Origin of the sequence: Paenibacillus sp. UASWS1643, from assembly GCF_008693195.1 — a bacterium.
Lineage (GTDB): Bacteria > Bacillota > Bacilli > Paenibacillales > Paenibacillaceae > Paenibacillus > Paenibacillus amylolyticus_B.
This window is the reverse complement of sequence record NZ_VXKZ01000115.1, coordinates 932916-948849: the sequence shown is the minus strand read 5'-3', so window position 1 is coordinate 948849 and position 15934 is coordinate 932916. Positions and strand designations below refer to the sequence as shown.

The 15934-nt window shown below is 44.9% G+C and carries 13 protein-coding genes; 9 read left to right on the top strand and 4 right to left on the bottom strand.

Features of this window, described 5'->3' with window-relative positions; all coding sequences use genetic code 11:
- The first annotated feature begins 66 nt into the window (after positions 1 to 66).
- Positions 67 to 558 carry an RNA polymerase sigma factor gene (locus FE296_RS28505; RefSeq protein ID WP_124114730.1) on the top strand — a complete coding sequence of 164 codons (492 nt, stop codon included), beginning with the start codon at positions 67 to 69 and terminating at the stop codon, positions 556 to 558.
- Positions 558 to 1529 carry a hypothetical protein gene (locus FE296_RS28500; protein WP_150367224.1) on the top strand — a complete coding sequence of 324 codons (972 nt, stop codon included), beginning with the start codon at positions 558 to 560 and terminating at the stop codon, positions 1527 to 1529. The genes FE296_RS28505 and FE296_RS28500 overlap by 1 nt, the downstream gene beginning before the upstream one ends.
- A gap of 88 nt (positions 1530 to 1617) precedes the next feature.
- Here FE296_RS28500 and FE296_RS28495 read toward each other — a convergent pair whose 3' ends face one another.
- Positions 1618 to 2184: a GNAT family N-acetyltransferase gene (locus tag FE296_RS28495; protein ID WP_150367223.1), complete on the bottom strand. Its 567-nt coding sequence runs from the start codon at positions 2182 to 2184 to the stop codon at positions 1618 to 1620.
- A gap of 30 nt (positions 2185 to 2214) precedes the next feature.
- Positions 2215 to 3090: a LysR family transcriptional regulator gene (locus tag FE296_RS28490; protein ID WP_124115553.1), complete on the bottom strand. Its 876-nt coding sequence runs from the start codon at positions 3088 to 3090 to the stop codon at positions 2215 to 2217.
- 109 nt (positions 3091 to 3199) lie between these two features.
- On the opposite strand from FE296_RS28490, the gene FE296_RS28485 reads away from it, so the two are divergent.
- The 5 genes from FE296_RS28485 to cydC all read left to right on the top strand — a co-directional run bounded on the left by FE296_RS28485 (position 3200) and on the right by cydC (position 10933).
- On the top strand, positions 3200 to 4594 hold the full coding sequence (locus FE296_RS28485) for an MFS transporter (RefSeq protein WP_150367222.1): 1395 nt from the start codon (positions 3200 to 3202) through the stop codon (positions 4592 to 4594).
- 399 nt (positions 4595 to 4993) lie between these two features.
- Positions 4994 to 6358 carry a cytochrome ubiquinol oxidase subunit I gene (locus FE296_RS28480; RefSeq protein ID WP_150367221.1) on the top strand — a complete coding sequence of 455 codons (1365 nt, stop codon included), beginning with the start codon at positions 4994 to 4996 and terminating at the stop codon, positions 6356 to 6358.
- A complete protein-coding gene (locus FE296_RS28475; RefSeq protein ID WP_190945616.1) occupies positions 6358 to 7371 on the top strand; it encodes a cytochrome d ubiquinol oxidase subunit II in 1014 nt (337 codons plus the stop codon). The genes FE296_RS28480 and FE296_RS28475 overlap by 1 nt, the downstream gene beginning before the upstream one ends.
- Before the next feature lie 14 nt (positions 7372 to 7385).
- Positions 7386 to 9209 carry a thiol reductant ABC exporter subunit CydD gene (gene cydD / locus FE296_RS28470; protein WP_124114735.1) on the top strand — a complete coding sequence of 608 codons (1824 nt, stop codon included), beginning with the start codon at positions 7386 to 7388 and terminating at the stop codon, positions 9207 to 9209.
- Entirely contained in the window at positions 9206 to 10933 is a 1728-nt protein-coding gene (gene cydC / locus FE296_RS28465) for a thiol reductant ABC exporter subunit CydC (protein ID WP_150367219.1), read from the top strand. The genes cydD and cydC overlap by 4 nt, the downstream gene beginning before the upstream one ends.
- A gap of 144 nt (positions 10934 to 11077) precedes the next feature.
- Here cydC and FE296_RS28460 read toward each other — a convergent pair whose 3' ends face one another.
- On the bottom strand, positions 11078 to 11353 hold the full coding sequence (locus FE296_RS28460) for a hypothetical protein (protein WP_150367218.1): 276 nt from the start codon (positions 11351 to 11353) through the stop codon (positions 11078 to 11080).
- Between the two features lie 186 nt (positions 11354 to 11539).
- On the opposite strand from FE296_RS28460, the gene FE296_RS28455 reads away from it, so the two are divergent.
- Positions 11540 to 13156: a helix-turn-helix domain-containing protein gene (locus tag FE296_RS28455; protein ID WP_190945614.1), complete on the top strand. Its 1617-nt coding sequence runs from the start codon at positions 11540 to 11542 to the stop codon at positions 13154 to 13156.
- A gap of 28 nt (positions 13157 to 13184) precedes the next feature.
- Positions 13185 to 14930, top strand: coding sequence for a cache domain-containing sensor histidine kinase (locus FE296_RS28450; RefSeq protein WP_150367216.1), 1746 nt, complete (start codon positions 13185 to 13187; stop codon positions 14928 to 14930).
- 105 nt (positions 14931 to 15035) lie between these two features.
- On the opposite strand, the gene FE296_RS28445 is transcribed toward FE296_RS28450, so the two are convergent.
- The gene (locus tag FE296_RS28445) at positions 15036 to 15926 is read right to left on the bottom strand and encodes a carbohydrate ABC transporter permease (protein WP_124114740.1); all 891 of its coding nucleotides are present in this window, start codon (positions 15924 to 15926) and stop codon (positions 15036 to 15038) included.
- Positions 15927 to 15934: the final 8 nt, after the last annotated feature.

The following is a 15934-nucleotide window of genomic DNA, read 5'->3' as shown; positions in this document are numbered from 1 at the left end:
TAAAACAAAATGTGACCAAATGCCGTCCGTAAGAGTGTTAGAGGTATAAAGGAGGGCATAACAACCATGCAGCGATCAGTGCCCCAGCTGGGCGATCATGTGATGAAAGTCTATGAGACATACGCGGATACGCTGTTCCGGATTGCCATGGTGCACCTCGGCAGACGAGAAGACGCGGAGGAAGCCACTCAGGATACCTTCATCAAACTAATAGAAAAAGCCCCTACGTTCAACGATGCGGAGCATCAAAAAGCATGGTTGATTCGGGTCATCACCAATCATTGCAAATCCTTATTAGGCAGAGGCTGGCGCAAACGGGAGGTCAAGCTGGAGGGAGTCGATCCTCTTACAACAGACAACCCTGAAGATCACGCGCTGATCGAACTTGTGCTGTCACTGCCCGTCAAGTATAGATCGGTGGTTCATCTGTATTATTACGAAGATTATCCGATCCGAGAAATCAGCGAGATCCTGGAGATTAGCGAATCAGCAGTGAAAATGAGATTACAACGAGGAAGACAGCTGTTAAAACTGGAGCTGGAAGGAGAGGAACTGTAATGAACGAAGAACAATTCAAACAAAACTACAAGAAAGCGGTGGATCATATGAAAACAAATGAGCAAATGAAAAAACGGGTAGAGCAATCCTTAAACACGCAACATCAGGGACCAAAACGTCAACGTAAACCACTATATATTGCAGCAAGTGTTGTTATCGCTGCCAGTATTGGATTGGCTGCGCCAAGTGTATGGCAACAATTCAATGGGCCAGCCGCACCAACACCACAGGTGGCAGCAGTGAATCCAGGCGCGTCGGTTGACCCAATCGTGATTCCGAAGATGGAGTTGCCGAGTTCACAGGGCAAAGGCGCGATGGCTGATATGATGCAACTGGTTGTGTATGGAGGAAACGTATATACACAGTCCCCAACATTGCTTGAAGGCGTAAATGCACTCAATCTACGAGGTGAGAAGCTTGGCACTACAACTGGTGGCATCAATGAACTGAGCGGCCAGGATAAATATACGGAACTTGCTTCCAACATTGGCGAAGCAGACATCTATGCGGTCAATGGCTACGATAAGGACTTCCGCATCATGTCTTACACCGAGATCGATGGTCAGGTGTATGCTCAACTATTCGACAAGAACAACGGGATCAGCATCGGTAGCGGCGCCGACTTGATTGACAAGCTTCATATCGAAGGAAATATTGTTACAGGGCAATGGGAGACGTTTGACAGCTGGAACAACGGATTGCAACAGCTTCAACCGTTAGCAACGGATGAAGCAATGAACAGCTTTATCGCATCGCTAAATGCGGCCAAACCGATTGCAACGAGCCCGGAGTTGGAAGAGAACCTCTACGGCAAGGAAGATCGCAAGATCATCTATCTCACGCTGGAAGACAAAACGCAGGTCCCACTGGTTCTGTTTGGTGAAGGTCTGGTGCGTTACGGTAATGTTCCGGCATTCCTGGAAGTGGAGAAAGGCGCGTTCCAATCATTCTGGAACAGCTTGGGCGAGTAAGGCGAAGACAACAGTCTGGATGCACCAAGAAGAGCGAACAGAGCACGCAAGTGTTTTGTTCGCTTTTTTGATTATCGGTGAGATTAGATTAATTAGAATTCTTGTAATACACCAAATGATCGGTCCACTCATCATTTTCATGTATGAAACCTTTACGTACACATTCAAATTCCATACCAACACTCTCTGCTAGTTTCATGGAAGGGGTATTATCCACATTAATATGAGCTTCTATGCGGTGGAATTTCAGATGTTCGAATGCAATATGAAGTGCTTCATTCACTGCTTCTTTCCCAAAACCTTTTCGCCAATACTGATTATGGATCGTGTATCCGAAGCTTCCCCATTCAAAATGATCTCTTGCCAAGGTCGCAATATCAATCATACCCAGATGTGTACCATTATGCTTTCTAAACACACCAAATACATAAACCGCATCTGTACGCGCTAACTCCTGGTGTCGATCTACCAGATCATGAAACCAATCCAGCGTACATTCACTCATATCCATTTTCCCTTTATCATGGCGGTATTGGGAGGGATGACGGTTTTCAAATTCATATAACCAATTTTCATAGTCGTCTTTCTGTAATGGTCGGATGACTAGCCGTTCTGTCTCTGAAATATGATCAAATTTTTCTGCTTTTAATATCAAAATGACAACTCCTCTGGATTGAATTTATGCTCATGGCATAGCACTGAAATAGTCCATAACCACGCTGCGAAACTCTAAAGCGGCTTTGGAAATATACCTGTTTTTGTGCGAAAGCAGAGCGATCTCACGAACGAGTTGGTGTTCCTCTACCTGAAGATATCTAATGCGCTCATGCGGGTTTCTGGCTGTGCTAGGTATAAACGCGAGACCGATCTCCGCTTCAACAAGGGCTGTTAATCTTGCAGGCTCATCACCTTCATATACATATTTCGGTAGGAAACCAGCGGATTGACATACGGAATCTACCATATCACGAACCCCATACCCTTGTTTCACCCCAACAAACCACTCGTCCTTAAGCTCAGTTAACTGAATGCTGCTTCGGTCTGCATATCGATGCCCCGTAGGAACAGCGACTACGATCGGATCTTCATATAGTATCTGACATTCGATGTCGTCACCTTCAATCGGAGGGGAGGAGAGACAAAAGTCCACCTCGCCCCGATGTAGAAGTCTGGACATGTTTTCTAACGAAACCATTTGCACATGGAACTGAATATCCGGCTTGGTTTTCCGGAATTCCCGCAGTATACCTGGCAATGTGCTTGCCGTAGTCACCGCCAATTGCAGTGTACCCTGATCCGGATTGGAGAGGTCAGCGATTTCCCGCTTTCCTTGTTCCAATTCAAATAAGGCTTTTTCAGTTCGCTGAAGAAATGTTCTTCCAAAGTCGTTTAATCGCAGCTTTCTCCCGATTCGATCAAATAAAGGGACTCCAAGGTCGTCCTCTAATCGTTGTATCGTTTTGCTCAGGGAGGATTGCGTGACATGCAGCTTTCCCGCAGCTTCCGTAACATGTTCGCATCGGGCCACTGTCAGGAAATATTTTAGTTGAAGAAGCTCCATTTGCACCATTCCTTCATTCCTTCTAGTTCATCAAATCATAACATATAATGCGTTGGAATAAATGAATAAGTTCAAGTAAGATAACAACAGAAGAAGGAGTGATGCACCGATGAACGTTCGAAATAACGGATTGATGTTAGCTGTTGGACTCGGAATTATGTTGAACCCGTTGAATTCCTCCATGATTTCTGTGGCTATTTCAAGATTACAACAAGTGTATCAACTTAATTTTACAGCCATTTCGTGGATTATTTTATCATTTTATATTGCCAGTGCTGTCGCTCAACCCGTCATGGGCAAGTGTAGTGATTTGTTTGGCCGCAGGAAGATCTTCCTCATGGGTCTTGTTATTGTTTTTGTATCGTCCATGTTAGCTCCATGGTCTCCCAGCTTTTCATGGCTCATCGTATTCCGAATCGTTCAATCGATTGGCACAAGCATGATGGTGGCCGTCGGAATGGCCATTGTCAGAATTAACGTGACTGAAAAACAAGCCACCGCCTTGTCGACCTTGGCTATATTCCTTTCAGGAGCGGCTGCAGTTGGACCTTTTATTGGTGGAGTATTGATTCATTGGTGGGACTGGCACAGCATATTCTTCGTTAATATTCCATTTGTCTTGGCAAGTTTTTGGTTCGCCTGGAAAACAATCCCGAAGGACGAGCAATCTCCGTCTATCTCTGGTCACATGTCCATTCGGCAATGGCTTGCGTTAATTGACGCACCAGGTATCCTGATGTTTACGGTAGCTTTGGTGACTCTGCTCATCGGTTTACTATCAGTAAATTCCACAGGAGATATTTCAACATGGCATCTGCTGACAGGGGGGATCGGGTTAATCGCACTCGTCATGTTTATCCGACATGAATTAAAAGCAGCCACGCCTTTTATTCCTCTGCGAACGTTTGCCTCATATCCCGAGATGACTTGGGTGAATGTGCAATACATGCTGGTGAACATCCTGTTTTACGCACTTTTTTTTGGAGTTCCTACGTATTTGAAGCAGGTACGTCATCTCAACGAAGTTCATACAGGAATGAGTATGCTAGCTTTGGGGTTATGTTCAGTCATTATTGCTCCGATCGCAGGGCGCTGGATTGACAGATCAGGATCACGGCCAGCTCTGATCGTATCCGCTTCTTTAATGACATTTGGCTCTATATTGATCGTTGTTATGAATGAAACTTCTCCAATCTTCATAATCATTGTTGCCTTGGCTTTATTTGGAATAAGTAACGGCCTAAACGCGGTCGGCATGCAAGCTGCCCTGTTCAAAAGCACACCCAAAGAAATGATCGGAGTCGCATCGGGTATTTTTAATACATCACGCTACCTGGGGACCATCTTATCGTCGTTATTAATTGGGATTGTCATGGGAGATACATTTAATGTGACAGGATTTCAGATGCTTGGAATCATCCTTATGGTATTAGCTGCATCACTAATCATCATGAGCGTACGTCGCGAGGCAGGTGCGGTGAGTCCGGAGCAAGTAAGCAAGTAAAATAGAGAATCTTCCGTGCAATAGCACGTTTACACCCAATGAATCAATAGCTCCATTGGGTGTGTTTTTTATTTTTCACCAAGTTGTTAGAAAGAGTTGATCCTTTCTTGAACGTTTAGGGTAGAAGACGTGACTTTGATTGAATTAGGTAAAAATAAATATATAATAATTTTGATTAATAGGCTTGGTTAGTACTTTAAGTGCATCAATATCAGATTTTAATTGGCATCCAATGCTTGCTATTATCGGGGGCCTACAGGAGTAAACGCATTATAGGTGTGGCAAGATATCGTCATACCTAACTTTGTGAAATTTTTCGCAACTTTGCATTGAGTTTAGCCAAAGCTGATATTGAATGTTTCTAAATTGAACAGAGTTTGAAAGGAGACAACACAAAGAATGGCTATTGATACGGTGTTATGGAGCAGGCTGGTGACAGGTTTGACACTCGGATTCCATGTGATTTTTGCAACGCTTGGTGTTGGTGTGCCTTTGATGATTGCTATTGCAGAGTTCATCGGCATTCGGAAGAAAGATCACCATTACATACTTATGGCAAAGAGGTGGTCCAGAGGATTTGTCATATCTGTGGCGGTTGGTGTTGTCACAGGTACAGCGATATCGCTGCAATTGGCCCTGGTGTGGCCGAATTTTATGAAATTGGCCGGGAATGTTATTGCACTGCCACTATTTATGGAAGTATTCGCGTTCTTTTTTGAAGCCATCTTCCTTGGCATTTATCTGTACACGTGGGATCGGTTCAAAAATCCGTATATCCACTGGTTGCTGACCATTCCGATTGTCGCCGGGGCAGGCATGTCTGCTGTTTTTATTACAACAGTGAACGGATTCATGAACCAGCCTGAAGGCTTTGTCATGGAAGCAGGTCAATTCTTGGCAGTGAATCCTGTACAAGCGATGCTGAATACGGCGACGTTCTCCAAAGTATTTCATGTATTAAGCTCGGCTTATCTGACAGGAGCTGCTCTGTTAGCGGGAATTGCAGCTTTTGCGATGTTGAGAAAAGGGGTGTCTGCCTACCACAAAAAAGGCCTGAACCTCATGATGGCCGTTGTTCTGGTATTCAGTTTATTAAATTCCTTAGCTGGGGATGTATCTGCCAAGTTTTTGGCTGAACATCAGCCGGAGAAGCTCGCAGCTGCCGAGTGGCATTTCGAGACGGAAAGCGGCGCAGATCTTATTTTATTAGGATGGCTGAATGCTGAACATGAAATCATAGGCGCACTTCATTTGCCGAAAGTGCTTAGCTTTCTTGCCTTTGGAGACTTTAACGCCGAGGTAACCGGGCTGAATGAATTTCCATCTAATGAGCATCCACCCTTACTTGTGCATTACTTGTTCGATCTAATGGCTGGAATAGGTTTCGCTCTACTCGCTATATCCAGTCTGTACTTCCTGTTTGTGTTCTGGAAGAGACGAAATCAGTTTAACAAGTGGATGCTTCGTATGGTTGCGCTCAGTGCACCGCTCGCTTTTCTGGCCGTTGAGATGGGTTGGTTCTATGCAGAGATCGGTCGGCAGCCATGGATCATCCGAGGTTATATGCGAGTGGAAGAGGCCGCTACTTCTTCACCGAGTGTAAGAATTTTGTTTTTCGTCTTCTTGCTTCTATACATCGTGCTCGGCGTCATCTGTGTTCTCGTATTGAGACGTCTGTTCAATAATAATCCCGCTGAGCTTGAGATGGAGAAATGGTTGAAAGAGAAGCATGATCAATCAGCCAAGAAAGGGGATCAGGCCTGATGAGTTATGAATTGATTGGTATATCCGTTCTCTGGCTGTTCTTGTACGGCTATCTTATTGTAGCTTCCATTGATTTTGGAGCAGGTTTCTTCGCCTTTTATGCACGCCTGACAAAGCAGGATCACCTGATTAATCGTCTGATCTCCCGTTATCTATCACCGGTCTGGGAGATCACCAATGTATTTTTTGTCTTTTTCTATATTGGCATCGTTGGATTCTTTCCGGATACTGCTTACTATTATGGCTCCGCGCTGCTTGTTCCGGGAAGTATAGCCGTCATTTTGCTTGCCATTCGTGGGTCATTCTACGCCTTTGAGAATTATGGTTCCAAAAATAACATCGTATATCTGTTTTTATACGGAGCTACCGGGTTGCTTATTCCAGCGTCATTGTCAGTGGCACTGACCCTGTCTGAAGGTGGCTTTATTCTGAAGCATGGGGAGACGGTTTCCCTGGATTATTGGGCGCTGTTCACCAATCCGTTATCGTGGAGCATCGTTGGTCTAGCCATCGTGTCGGTATTGTTCATTAGCGGGTCATTTCTGACATTTTATGCATCTCGGGCAGAGGATCATTCGGCATTGAAGCTAATGCGCAATTATGCTTTGTTCTGGAGTACACCGACCATTATTCTCGCGCTGACTGCATTTATATATTTGGGTCAACACAATGAGCGTCATTTTCAAAACATGATGGATTTATGGTGGCTGCTGGCGCTATCCGTTGCATTTTTCATGATTGCCATGTGGCTGTTATATAACGGTCGTCGTTACGGATTAGCTTTTATATGTATCATGCTGCAATTTTTCACAGCCTTTTTCGCTTACGGCATTGGGCAGTATCCTTATATTCTTGATCCATTCATCACGATTCAGAGCAGTGCCACACCGCCAGCAATGGGTTTTGCGCTAGTGGTTGTGTTTATCGGTGGGCTGTGCCTGTTAATTCCTTCTCTTATTCTGGTCTTCAAACTGTTCCTGTTTGATGCGGATTATGTGAAAGGGAAAAAATAAAGGAGGAGCGTTCAATGAAGAGGAGAGCCAAATCCAATCTGATCTCGCAGCAAATGTCTTTACAACGAAAAAACAGACTTCTCCTTGCGATCATTTCGCTGGCCCTTGGTGTAGCTATTATAAGCCAGGCCACCTTGGTGGCTGAAGCAGTCCAGCGAATCTTTGTAGAGAAAGCTTCCTTTTCATCAGTGATGCTGTTGCTTGTCCTATTACTGGTTGTTATGGCTGCACGCTCATTGTTGTCGTATGGTAATGGGAAAGTGGGCTTGCATATGGCAGCACGCGCCAAGACGAATATGCGAGCATCTGTGTTGCAGAACCTGACCCGCGCTTCCATGCCTTCAACCCTGAGTGGGCAGACGGGAGGAAAGGTCAGCGTTGCTTTGGATGCTGTGGATGAGGCTGACAGTTATTTCAGTCAATATATGCCTCGAATGATGGAAGCCGCGATGATCCCGATTCTGATTCTGGTTGTTACATTTACGCAGCACGCCAACACAGGCTGGATTATGCTGTTTACGGCACCGTTTATCCCGCTCTTCATGATCTTGGTTGGTCTCCAGACGAAGAACAAATCAGAAGAAAAATACGCGCAACTGGCTGAGTTTTCCGGTACGTTTCTGGATTCGCTTCAAGGGCTGGTTACGTTGAAAATATTTGGTCGGGCTAAACGTCAGCAGCAGGAAATTAAACGCAGCAGTCTGGGGTATCGCGATGCCACCATGGGCATTTTGAAGATTGCATTTACAAATACGTTTATGCTGGAATCGATCGTGATGTTAAGCATTGGTATTGTTGCGCTTGAACTGGCTATTCAGTTACTGGTTTTCAAATCGATGAGCTTCCACACGGCCTTTCTCGTGTTGTTACTCGTCCCTGAGTTTTACAGTCTGTTGAAGAATACGGGAACGGCTTTTCACAGCGGGCGAACCAGTATGGGGGCGATTCGCAAGGTGGAACAGATGCTTGAGGAAACAAGTATCAAGAGCACAAAAACGAAGCCTGAAGAAGGATCGGATCAAAGCGATATAAACGATGTCGATGCAATGGCAAGGACGAAAGAACTCCGTACAACTCGCGCCGAGTTGATTTCAATGCCACCAACCATTGAACTAAACGATATCCGTTTCGAGTACACACCTGATTCCTTTGGACTTGAGACAGGACAGATCTCGATTGGACCGGGAAAACAGTTTGCTATTGTAGGCAAAAGTGGCTCAGGTAAAACCACGCTGCTTCATCTCATTGCCGGTTTACTGAAACCAGATTCGGGAGCGGTTTTGGTTAACGGAAGCCAGCTTTCGCAACATGATGAGGCTGCATGGTTTGAACGTGTTAGCTACATTACACAGCATCCGTATATTTTTGCAGGTACATTTGCCGAAAATATCGCGATTGGTGCTGGTCGGAACGTCTCCAGAGCCGAAATTGAGCAGGCGGCAGAGAAAGCAGGGCTTGCTGGCGTTGTCGCACAATTGGAGCAGGGCTTGGATACGTTTGTTGGTGAAGGTGGCCGGGGGCTGTCTGGTGGGGAAAAACAAAGACTTGCTTTGGCACGTGCTTTTCTGAAGAGTCCAGCTGTTATTTTATTCGACGAACCCACCGTTGGTCTGGATCTGCACACCGAGCGGGTATTGCAACAATCCATTGCGGCATTAGCCCAAACGGCAACGATGATTACGGTGGCACACCGTTTATATACCATTCAACATGCGGACAACATTTTGTTTATGGACAATGGGGTATTGGTGGATTCAGGACATCATGAAGCGCTTCTGGCGCGCCTGCCTCAATATGCGGAGATGGTGGATGTACAACGGAAAGGAGGGTTAGCATGAATGAGCTGACGATTCTGTCAAAAGCGATGATTCAGGAGCGCAAGGATATCTTACTTTCGATATTGGGCGGATTTATCGCCGGCATAGCAGGTGTAGCACTCTTTTCCGCGAGTGGCTATATGATATCGCAAACGGTATTTGCGCCACCGCTGTATACCTTAATTGTACTCACTTCCATGGTCAAACTGCTCGGTTTCCTTCGAGCGGCAAGTCGCTACGGAGAACGCTTGTATTCGCACAGGGCAACATTCTCCATGCTGAGCCGCTTGCGGACGTCCTTTTTTGCCAAACTGATCCCGGTAACGCCAGGTATATTAAACAAAAACCGAAGCGGGGATCTGCTTGCGCGGATCGTGGGTGATGTGGAAAGCTTGCAAAATTACTTTTTGCGGGTCGCGTATCCACCCATCATGGTCGTTATGGTGTTTTTGGCTACCATGCTGTTCACTTCGGCCTTTTCAATCTGGATTGCGTGTTTGTTAGTACTAGGTATGCTGATCACGGCTTTTGTCGTACCAGGTGTTGTCTTGTTAGGTCAGCGAAAAATACACGGCCGTGTCCGCCAGCAACGGGCCTTGCTGTCCACGGAAGTAACCGAAGTGTTGTATGGTTTCCGGGATTTGAAAGTATACGGCCAATTGGAACAGCGTGAGCAACAGCTTCAGCAGGCTTCCGCTGCATTGGCAACGGAACAGAAGCAAGCCGCTTCGCACCTGCTGCGCGGGCAATCCATGCACGTTTTTGTGACATATCTCGTTACATGGGGAGTGCTAGCACTCAGCGCCTTCTTAATTGTGAATGGAGCGTTTGCCGGTGTGTTTCTCGCCATGCTGATCCTGGCCACGCAGACCGTGTTCGAAGAAGCTGCGGCAATGGCTATATTACCTCTATACAAGCAGGACAGTGAACACGCCGCTCAGCGACTGGCGGAAACGGTGCCAACCTCCGATGTGCAACCTGTACAGCCAAGCGGTGAAGTGTCAGCCGATCAGGCGGTGTCGATTGAACTATCCGGTGTTAGCTTTCAATACGAAGGGGAATGGAGACCGGCGCTGAAGGAACTCTCCCTGCAGCTTGCAGCAGGCTCCAAAACAGCGATTGTCGGGCCGAGCGGGTCAGGAAAGTCAACGATTATCGATTTGTTACTCAAGCTGCGTACACCAACGTCTGGTGATATACGGTTAAACGATATTCCGGTGCAGGAACTGAATGAAGAGAGCATATGGCAAAGGGCAAATGTTGTGTTGCAGCAAAGTCATTTTTTTCGAGGAACCATCCGGGACAACCTGTTGCTGAATGGAGAAGAACATTCAGATGAACAACTGTCGGCTATGCTGGATAAAGTGCAACTGCCCAATAAATCATTGACCGACATGGTATATGAAAAGGGAGAGAACCTCTCAGATGGCGAGAAGCAGCGGCTGGCTTTGGCACGAGCCATGCTGCGCAAAGGACGGTTATGGCTTTTGGACGAACCGACTTCTTCTCTGGATTACGTCACAGAGCAACGGGTGTTGCAGCATCTTCTGGCACAGGCGGCCGAAGATACACTTCTCCTGATCTGCCATCGGCTGACGGGATTGGAAGAGATGGATCGGATTGTGGTCATTGACCAAGGCAAGATCGTGGAATCGGGTTCCTTCTCCGAGCTTATAGAGCAAAAAGGGTATTTTTATGAAATGAAACAAATTGAACGACAAATGATTGGAGACGCCGGGGCGTGAAAGGAATTTCAGTCTAGTCAAGGTGTCGATAGTACTTTCATAAAAGACTAAAGAACGTTACTGATGTTATCATCAATTCGTCGTTCTTTAGTCTTTTTGTCTATCTATTGAGAAGACTCGTTAAGCAGCAATGTTAATTTACCTTTACATCACAGCAGAGGATCCAGCCGTTTTATTTTTCATCGCAAGCGGCTTTTTCCTAAGTGTCCTATCATACAAATATGGCTTTCCGTGATATTCCCGTGCATGCTTTTGTTTCTGCTTTTTATGTATATCAACCTTGATCTCTAGATTGGCAACGTTACTCTGGAATTCAGTAGCAATTCGTTTGCACCATTTCAGGCCACTTTCTTCAGATGCACTGAAATGAGCGCGTAATAGATATCCGTTCACCGTTAATTCAAACTTGTATAAATTCATGATATGTATCCTTTCCAGGCGGGCATGTTATGTTACACCATATACGATAATCTGATTATAACAGGAACGTATGTTCTGTAAAAGTGTTATTTATGATACCCGCAATGCAATAAGGTTCGCTAGACATCTTTGCAAGAGTTCGTTTAATGGTAAAATATCTAAAAATGGTTCATGTTGGGGGATATCATGTATAAACTGATGATCGTAGATGATGAATTGCTCATGCGGGTTGGAATTCGTTCCATGCTGAATTGGGAAGAGTATAATTTCTATGTTGTTGGTGAGGCGGGAAATGGAAAAGAGGCATTAAGCCTTGCACTTGAAGTGATGCCTGATCTAATCATTACAGATATTAAGATGCCGATTATGGATGGGCTACAGCTTATACAAGAGGCCTCCTGCGTACTGAAAACCTGTAAGTATGTCATCCTGAGTAACTTTGACGAATTTCATTATGTAAAAGAGGCACTAAAACTTGGCGCTTCAGATTACTTGATTAAAAGTGAGATTACAGAAACTGCCCTTATTGACCTCCTGAGCACTGTTGGACAGAAACTGCAAAGTGAACATGTTCACCCAACCAACACACCCTCTATAACACAGGACTATTCCAAGAGCCTAAGATATCTAAAGGATAGTTTCTTCCAAGATATTGTAAGCGGATTCATTAGTGAGGAAGATATCGTCATCAAAGCGGAAGAACTGCATTTTCGTATACGTTCGGACCAGTTGGTTGTCATTAAGTTCATCGTGAATTATTACGAGGATGCAAAGCGGAAATATGTAGAGAAGGGGGAGAAGCTGCTACGATTTTCGATTCTTAATATTATGGAAGAGATTATTCCTTCGAAATGGGAGAAAGAGATTTTTGTTGAAAGTTCCTCAGAATATTGGGTGATCGTTAATGTACTTCCCGAGAGCCAATCTGTACACGCCGACTTGAATAAACTATGTAATAAATTGCTGTCTTCGATCAAGGATTTTATGAATCTATCGCTCACGGCTGGGGTAAGTAGAATGACTTCCGGTTTCCCTCACATCAGGAAGGCCTGCCAAGAGGCAGAAACGGCTCTACAACAGGGTTTCTTCACAGGAAGCAACCAGGTGTTGTATTACGATGATCTGGTTCAATCCCCAGATCGACATGAAGTTAAGGGAGCTTTAAGCCCGCAACAAGAACGAGATTTGTTGAAGTTGTGGGTAAGCAAAGACAACAAAAAGGCGGAAGAGTTCCTTGAAGGAATCCGATCCAATCTCGAGCAGCTGCGAGCAGATGAGAATAGCATTCGCAAGCAATATATCATGGTAATGGAAACGATACATTCCCATCTATCCCGAGCTACGGAAAGAGGTGCACCTTCTTTAACAGAGAAATCACCCTATGAAATCGTTCTAAAGGGGGAGTATTGGGAGGATATCCACCAAGATATGCTTGCTCATATTGCGTATTACTTCCAAACCGATTCCCAAATCAAACAGGAAAGCACTTACACCGATCTCGCCACTGAATTGATCGACAAGTATTATGCGGAAGATATCTCACTGCAAAGTATCGCTAGCCAAATCAGTGTGAATCCGTCGTATCTCAGCCGTGTGTTCAAACAGGAACGAGGAGAGAACTTTATTACGTACTTGACCCGAGTTCGAATTGAACATGCGAAGGCGTATCTATTGAGCAGAGGAATGAGAGTGTATGAAATCGCAGAAAAGGTGGGCTACCATAATTACACGTACTTCAGTAAGATTTTCAAAAAATCGGTAGGTGTCACTCCTGAGGAATATCGAGAATTACAGCAAGGATGAATGTAATCGGTGAATAGAGGTGCAGCATATGAAGCATGTTCGGCCCTTCCGAATCAAGTACAAAATTATGGTGATCTGTATGACGGTCATTATCCTTCCGGTATTGGTGATGACAATCAATTCGTATTACTCCTCAGAGCGGTTGTTGGCACAGAACTATACAACGTTGCTAAACGATCTGGCCAAACAGACGAATATTCGCATTGACGAGTTCCTCAAGGAGATTGAGAAAATTTCGCTGCTAGCCAGTAATGGGCTTAGTGACAATCTGTCTGCGACTCATGAAGGGAGTTTTCCGATCCAGGATTTTCTGCGAGAGGGTGATGAACAACATGAGATTGCCGCATACAATATTCTTATGAATTACATCATGATGAAAGATCGCGTATTCTCCATTTACCTCTACAATATGAACGGGGGTCAAGACCTTTTTGTAAGTCCACATCAACCCATTGATCCAAACTTCAAAGTAGCAAACGAATTGTGGTTTAAAAAGTTCATGCATGATAACGATCGAACCATTACCCTCACAACACGAATCGATGAGCAATTGGAGAATAAAATTCTGGCAGTATCACACGCTCGCAAAATTCATGATGTGACTAGTGGGAAACTGCTTGGCGTTATCGTTGTCAGCATTGATATCAAATTCATTGAAATCGTCAACCGAAACTTGCAGGAAGGACTACGCTCCAGATTCATGATCGTTGATGAGGATGACAAGATCGTATATAACGTGAACGAACGATTAATCGGGACACTGTTCCGGGACAACGTTCGTCCGCCTGAATCACTAAATGTCGTGGTGACCAGTCCCCTTAGTCAGCAAAAATGGACAACTTACTTATATATGCCTTTGGATGAGCTGACTGCTGATGGCAAAATATTGGGCCGTAATCTGGTGACGCTTGCCATAGTCATTGTTCTTTTTGCTGCCGTCATATCTATCTTTTTATCTCACGTGATCACAACTCCCATTAAAAAACTGCTACGGAATATCGCTCTGGTTGAGAAAGGTCAGTTTGAACAAGTTGAACCTATTGGCTCCAGAGATGAGATTGGACATTTGTCCATTCGATTCAACAGAATGTCACACGAATTGAAGCGAATGGTCGAACGGATGCAGCAGGAAGAAATAGAGAAAGCCAAGGCCGAGATGCGTGCGCTCCATGACCAGATCAAGCCTCATTTTCTGTATAACACCCTTGGGTCGGTGAAATGGATTGCCTCGATGCAGCAGGCTGATAAAATCGTGGAAATGACCGATGCTTTAATCTCGATGCTCCGCTATGCAACAAAATCCGATGGAACCCTCGTAACCATTCGTGAGGAGCTTCATAATATAACGAATTACGTAACGATCCAGAATGTCAGGTACTATGATTGTATTCAGATGAGGTATGAGATTGAGGATAAAGTGTTGGATTATCACATGCCCAAAATGATCCTGCAACCCATTGTAGAGAACGCTATTTTTCATGGTCTGGCCGAGCTTGAGGAAGACGGAATCATTACCATTCGGATTCAACTGCGGGTGGATACAGTTGTAATCGAAATCTGCGATAATGGCGTTGGTATAGATCATCATACGATGCAGAATCTCTTGGAAGAAAAGTCCGGTGCAAGTACGGGAACCAATGGGATTGGATTGCATAATGTGCAGCGGCGGATTCAACTTCATTTTGGGAAACCCTATGGAATACAGGTGGAGAGTAAAATGGGTGAAGGCACCATCTTCTCCATTCTGCTGCCTGCCATCATTGAAGCCAAATAGTCTTTCATGCTTTCATTCATGCATCTCATAATGCGGTACAACGATCATAAAAATAAGTTTAGATATAAACAAAGGGCTCGCAGTATGAACTGCAAGCCCTTTTGTTCACCCTTTGACGCTACCTAGCACCAAACCTTTGGTGAAATATTTCTGTAAAAACGGATACACGAGTAAAATCGGAATGGCACCCAAGAACATCTGAGCGGCGCGCCCCGTTCTGGCGTTCATCATGGACAACAGCTGCGTATAATCTGACCCAGATTTCAGCATGATTTGCTCAAAACTTTGCAGGAGGGTCTGGAGGTAGCTTTGTAATGGATAATTAGCTGGATTGTTCATATAGATAATGCCATCGAACCACGAATTCCAGTGGGCAACGATACTGAACAAACCAACCGTAGCGAGAGCGGGCTTGAGAAGTGGGAGTAGAATACGAAGCAATACCTGTACAGGCCCAGCACCATCGATAATTGCTGATTCTTCAATCTCCTCGGGCAGCCCCCGAATGAAATTCATGAGGATAATCATACTGAATACGGGGAGGGCCCCAGGCAGGATCAGAGACCATATGGAATCGATCAGTCCCATTTTGACAACCACGAGATAGGTTGGAATTAGACCTCCACTGAATAACATGGTTATTATGAAAAATCCCATATAGATATTACGCCCCATCAATTTTTGTTTGGATTTGGAGAGGGGATAAGCCGTGAGTACGATCAGAACCAGATTCACCAAGGTTCCGATAACGGTTCGTTGAATGGCTACCCAGAGAGAGGAGAAAAATGATCCTCCAGTTAATGCAAATTCATAGGCTTTTGTCGTAAATTCCACAGGCCAGAACGTAACACTCCCCGCAGATACAGCCGCGCTGCTGCTGAATGAAACAGCCAGCAGGTTGATAAACGGCAGGATACATAGGAGAGAGATTAGAAGCAGTATGGTGTAGTTTATGATAAGAAATACACGTCTGCTCATACTTTTATCATAGATCATAATGTAAG

Coding starts and splice junctions, on each gene's coding strand:
- FE296_RS28445 (WP_124114740.1), bottom strand. CDS start 15,926: ATGATCTATGATAAAAGTATGAGCAGACGTGTATTTCTTATCATAAAC.
- cydD (WP_124114735.1), top strand. CDS start 7,386: ATGAAGAGGAGAGCCAAATCCAATCTGATCTCGCAGCAAATGTCTTTA.
- cydC (WP_150367219.1), top strand. CDS start 9,206: ATGAATGAGCTGACGATTCTGTCAAAAGCGATGATTCAGGAGCGCAAG.
- FE296_RS28455 (WP_190945614.1), top strand. CDS start 11,540: ATGTATAAACTGATGATCGTAGATGATGAATTGCTCATGCGGGTTGGA.
- FE296_RS28490 (WP_124115553.1), bottom strand. CDS start 3,090: ATGGAGCTTCTTCAACTAAAATATTTCCTGACAGTGGCCCGATGCGAA.
- FE296_RS28480 (WP_150367221.1), top strand. CDS start 4,994: ATGGCTATTGATACGGTGTTATGGAGCAGGCTGGTGACAGGTTTGACA.
- FE296_RS28500 (WP_150367224.1), top strand. CDS start 558: ATGAACGAAGAACAATTCAAACAAAACTACAAGAAAGCGGTGGATCAT.
- FE296_RS28460 (WP_150367218.1), bottom strand. CDS start 11,353: ATGAATTTATACAAGTTTGAATTAACGGTGAACGGATATCTATTACGC.
- FE296_RS28505 (WP_124114730.1), top strand. CDS start 67: ATGCAGCGATCAGTGCCCCAGCTGGGCGATCATGTGATGAAAGTCTAT.
- FE296_RS28450 (WP_150367216.1), top strand. CDS start 13,185: ATGAAGCATGTTCGGCCCTTCCGAATCAAGTACAAAATTATGGTGATC.
- FE296_RS28475 (WP_190945616.1), top strand. CDS start 6,358: ATGAGTTATGAATTGATTGGTATATCCGTTCTCTGGCTGTTCTTGTAC.
- FE296_RS28485 (WP_150367222.1), top strand. CDS start 3,200: ATGAACGTTCGAAATAACGGATTGATGTTAGCTGTTGGACTCGGAATT.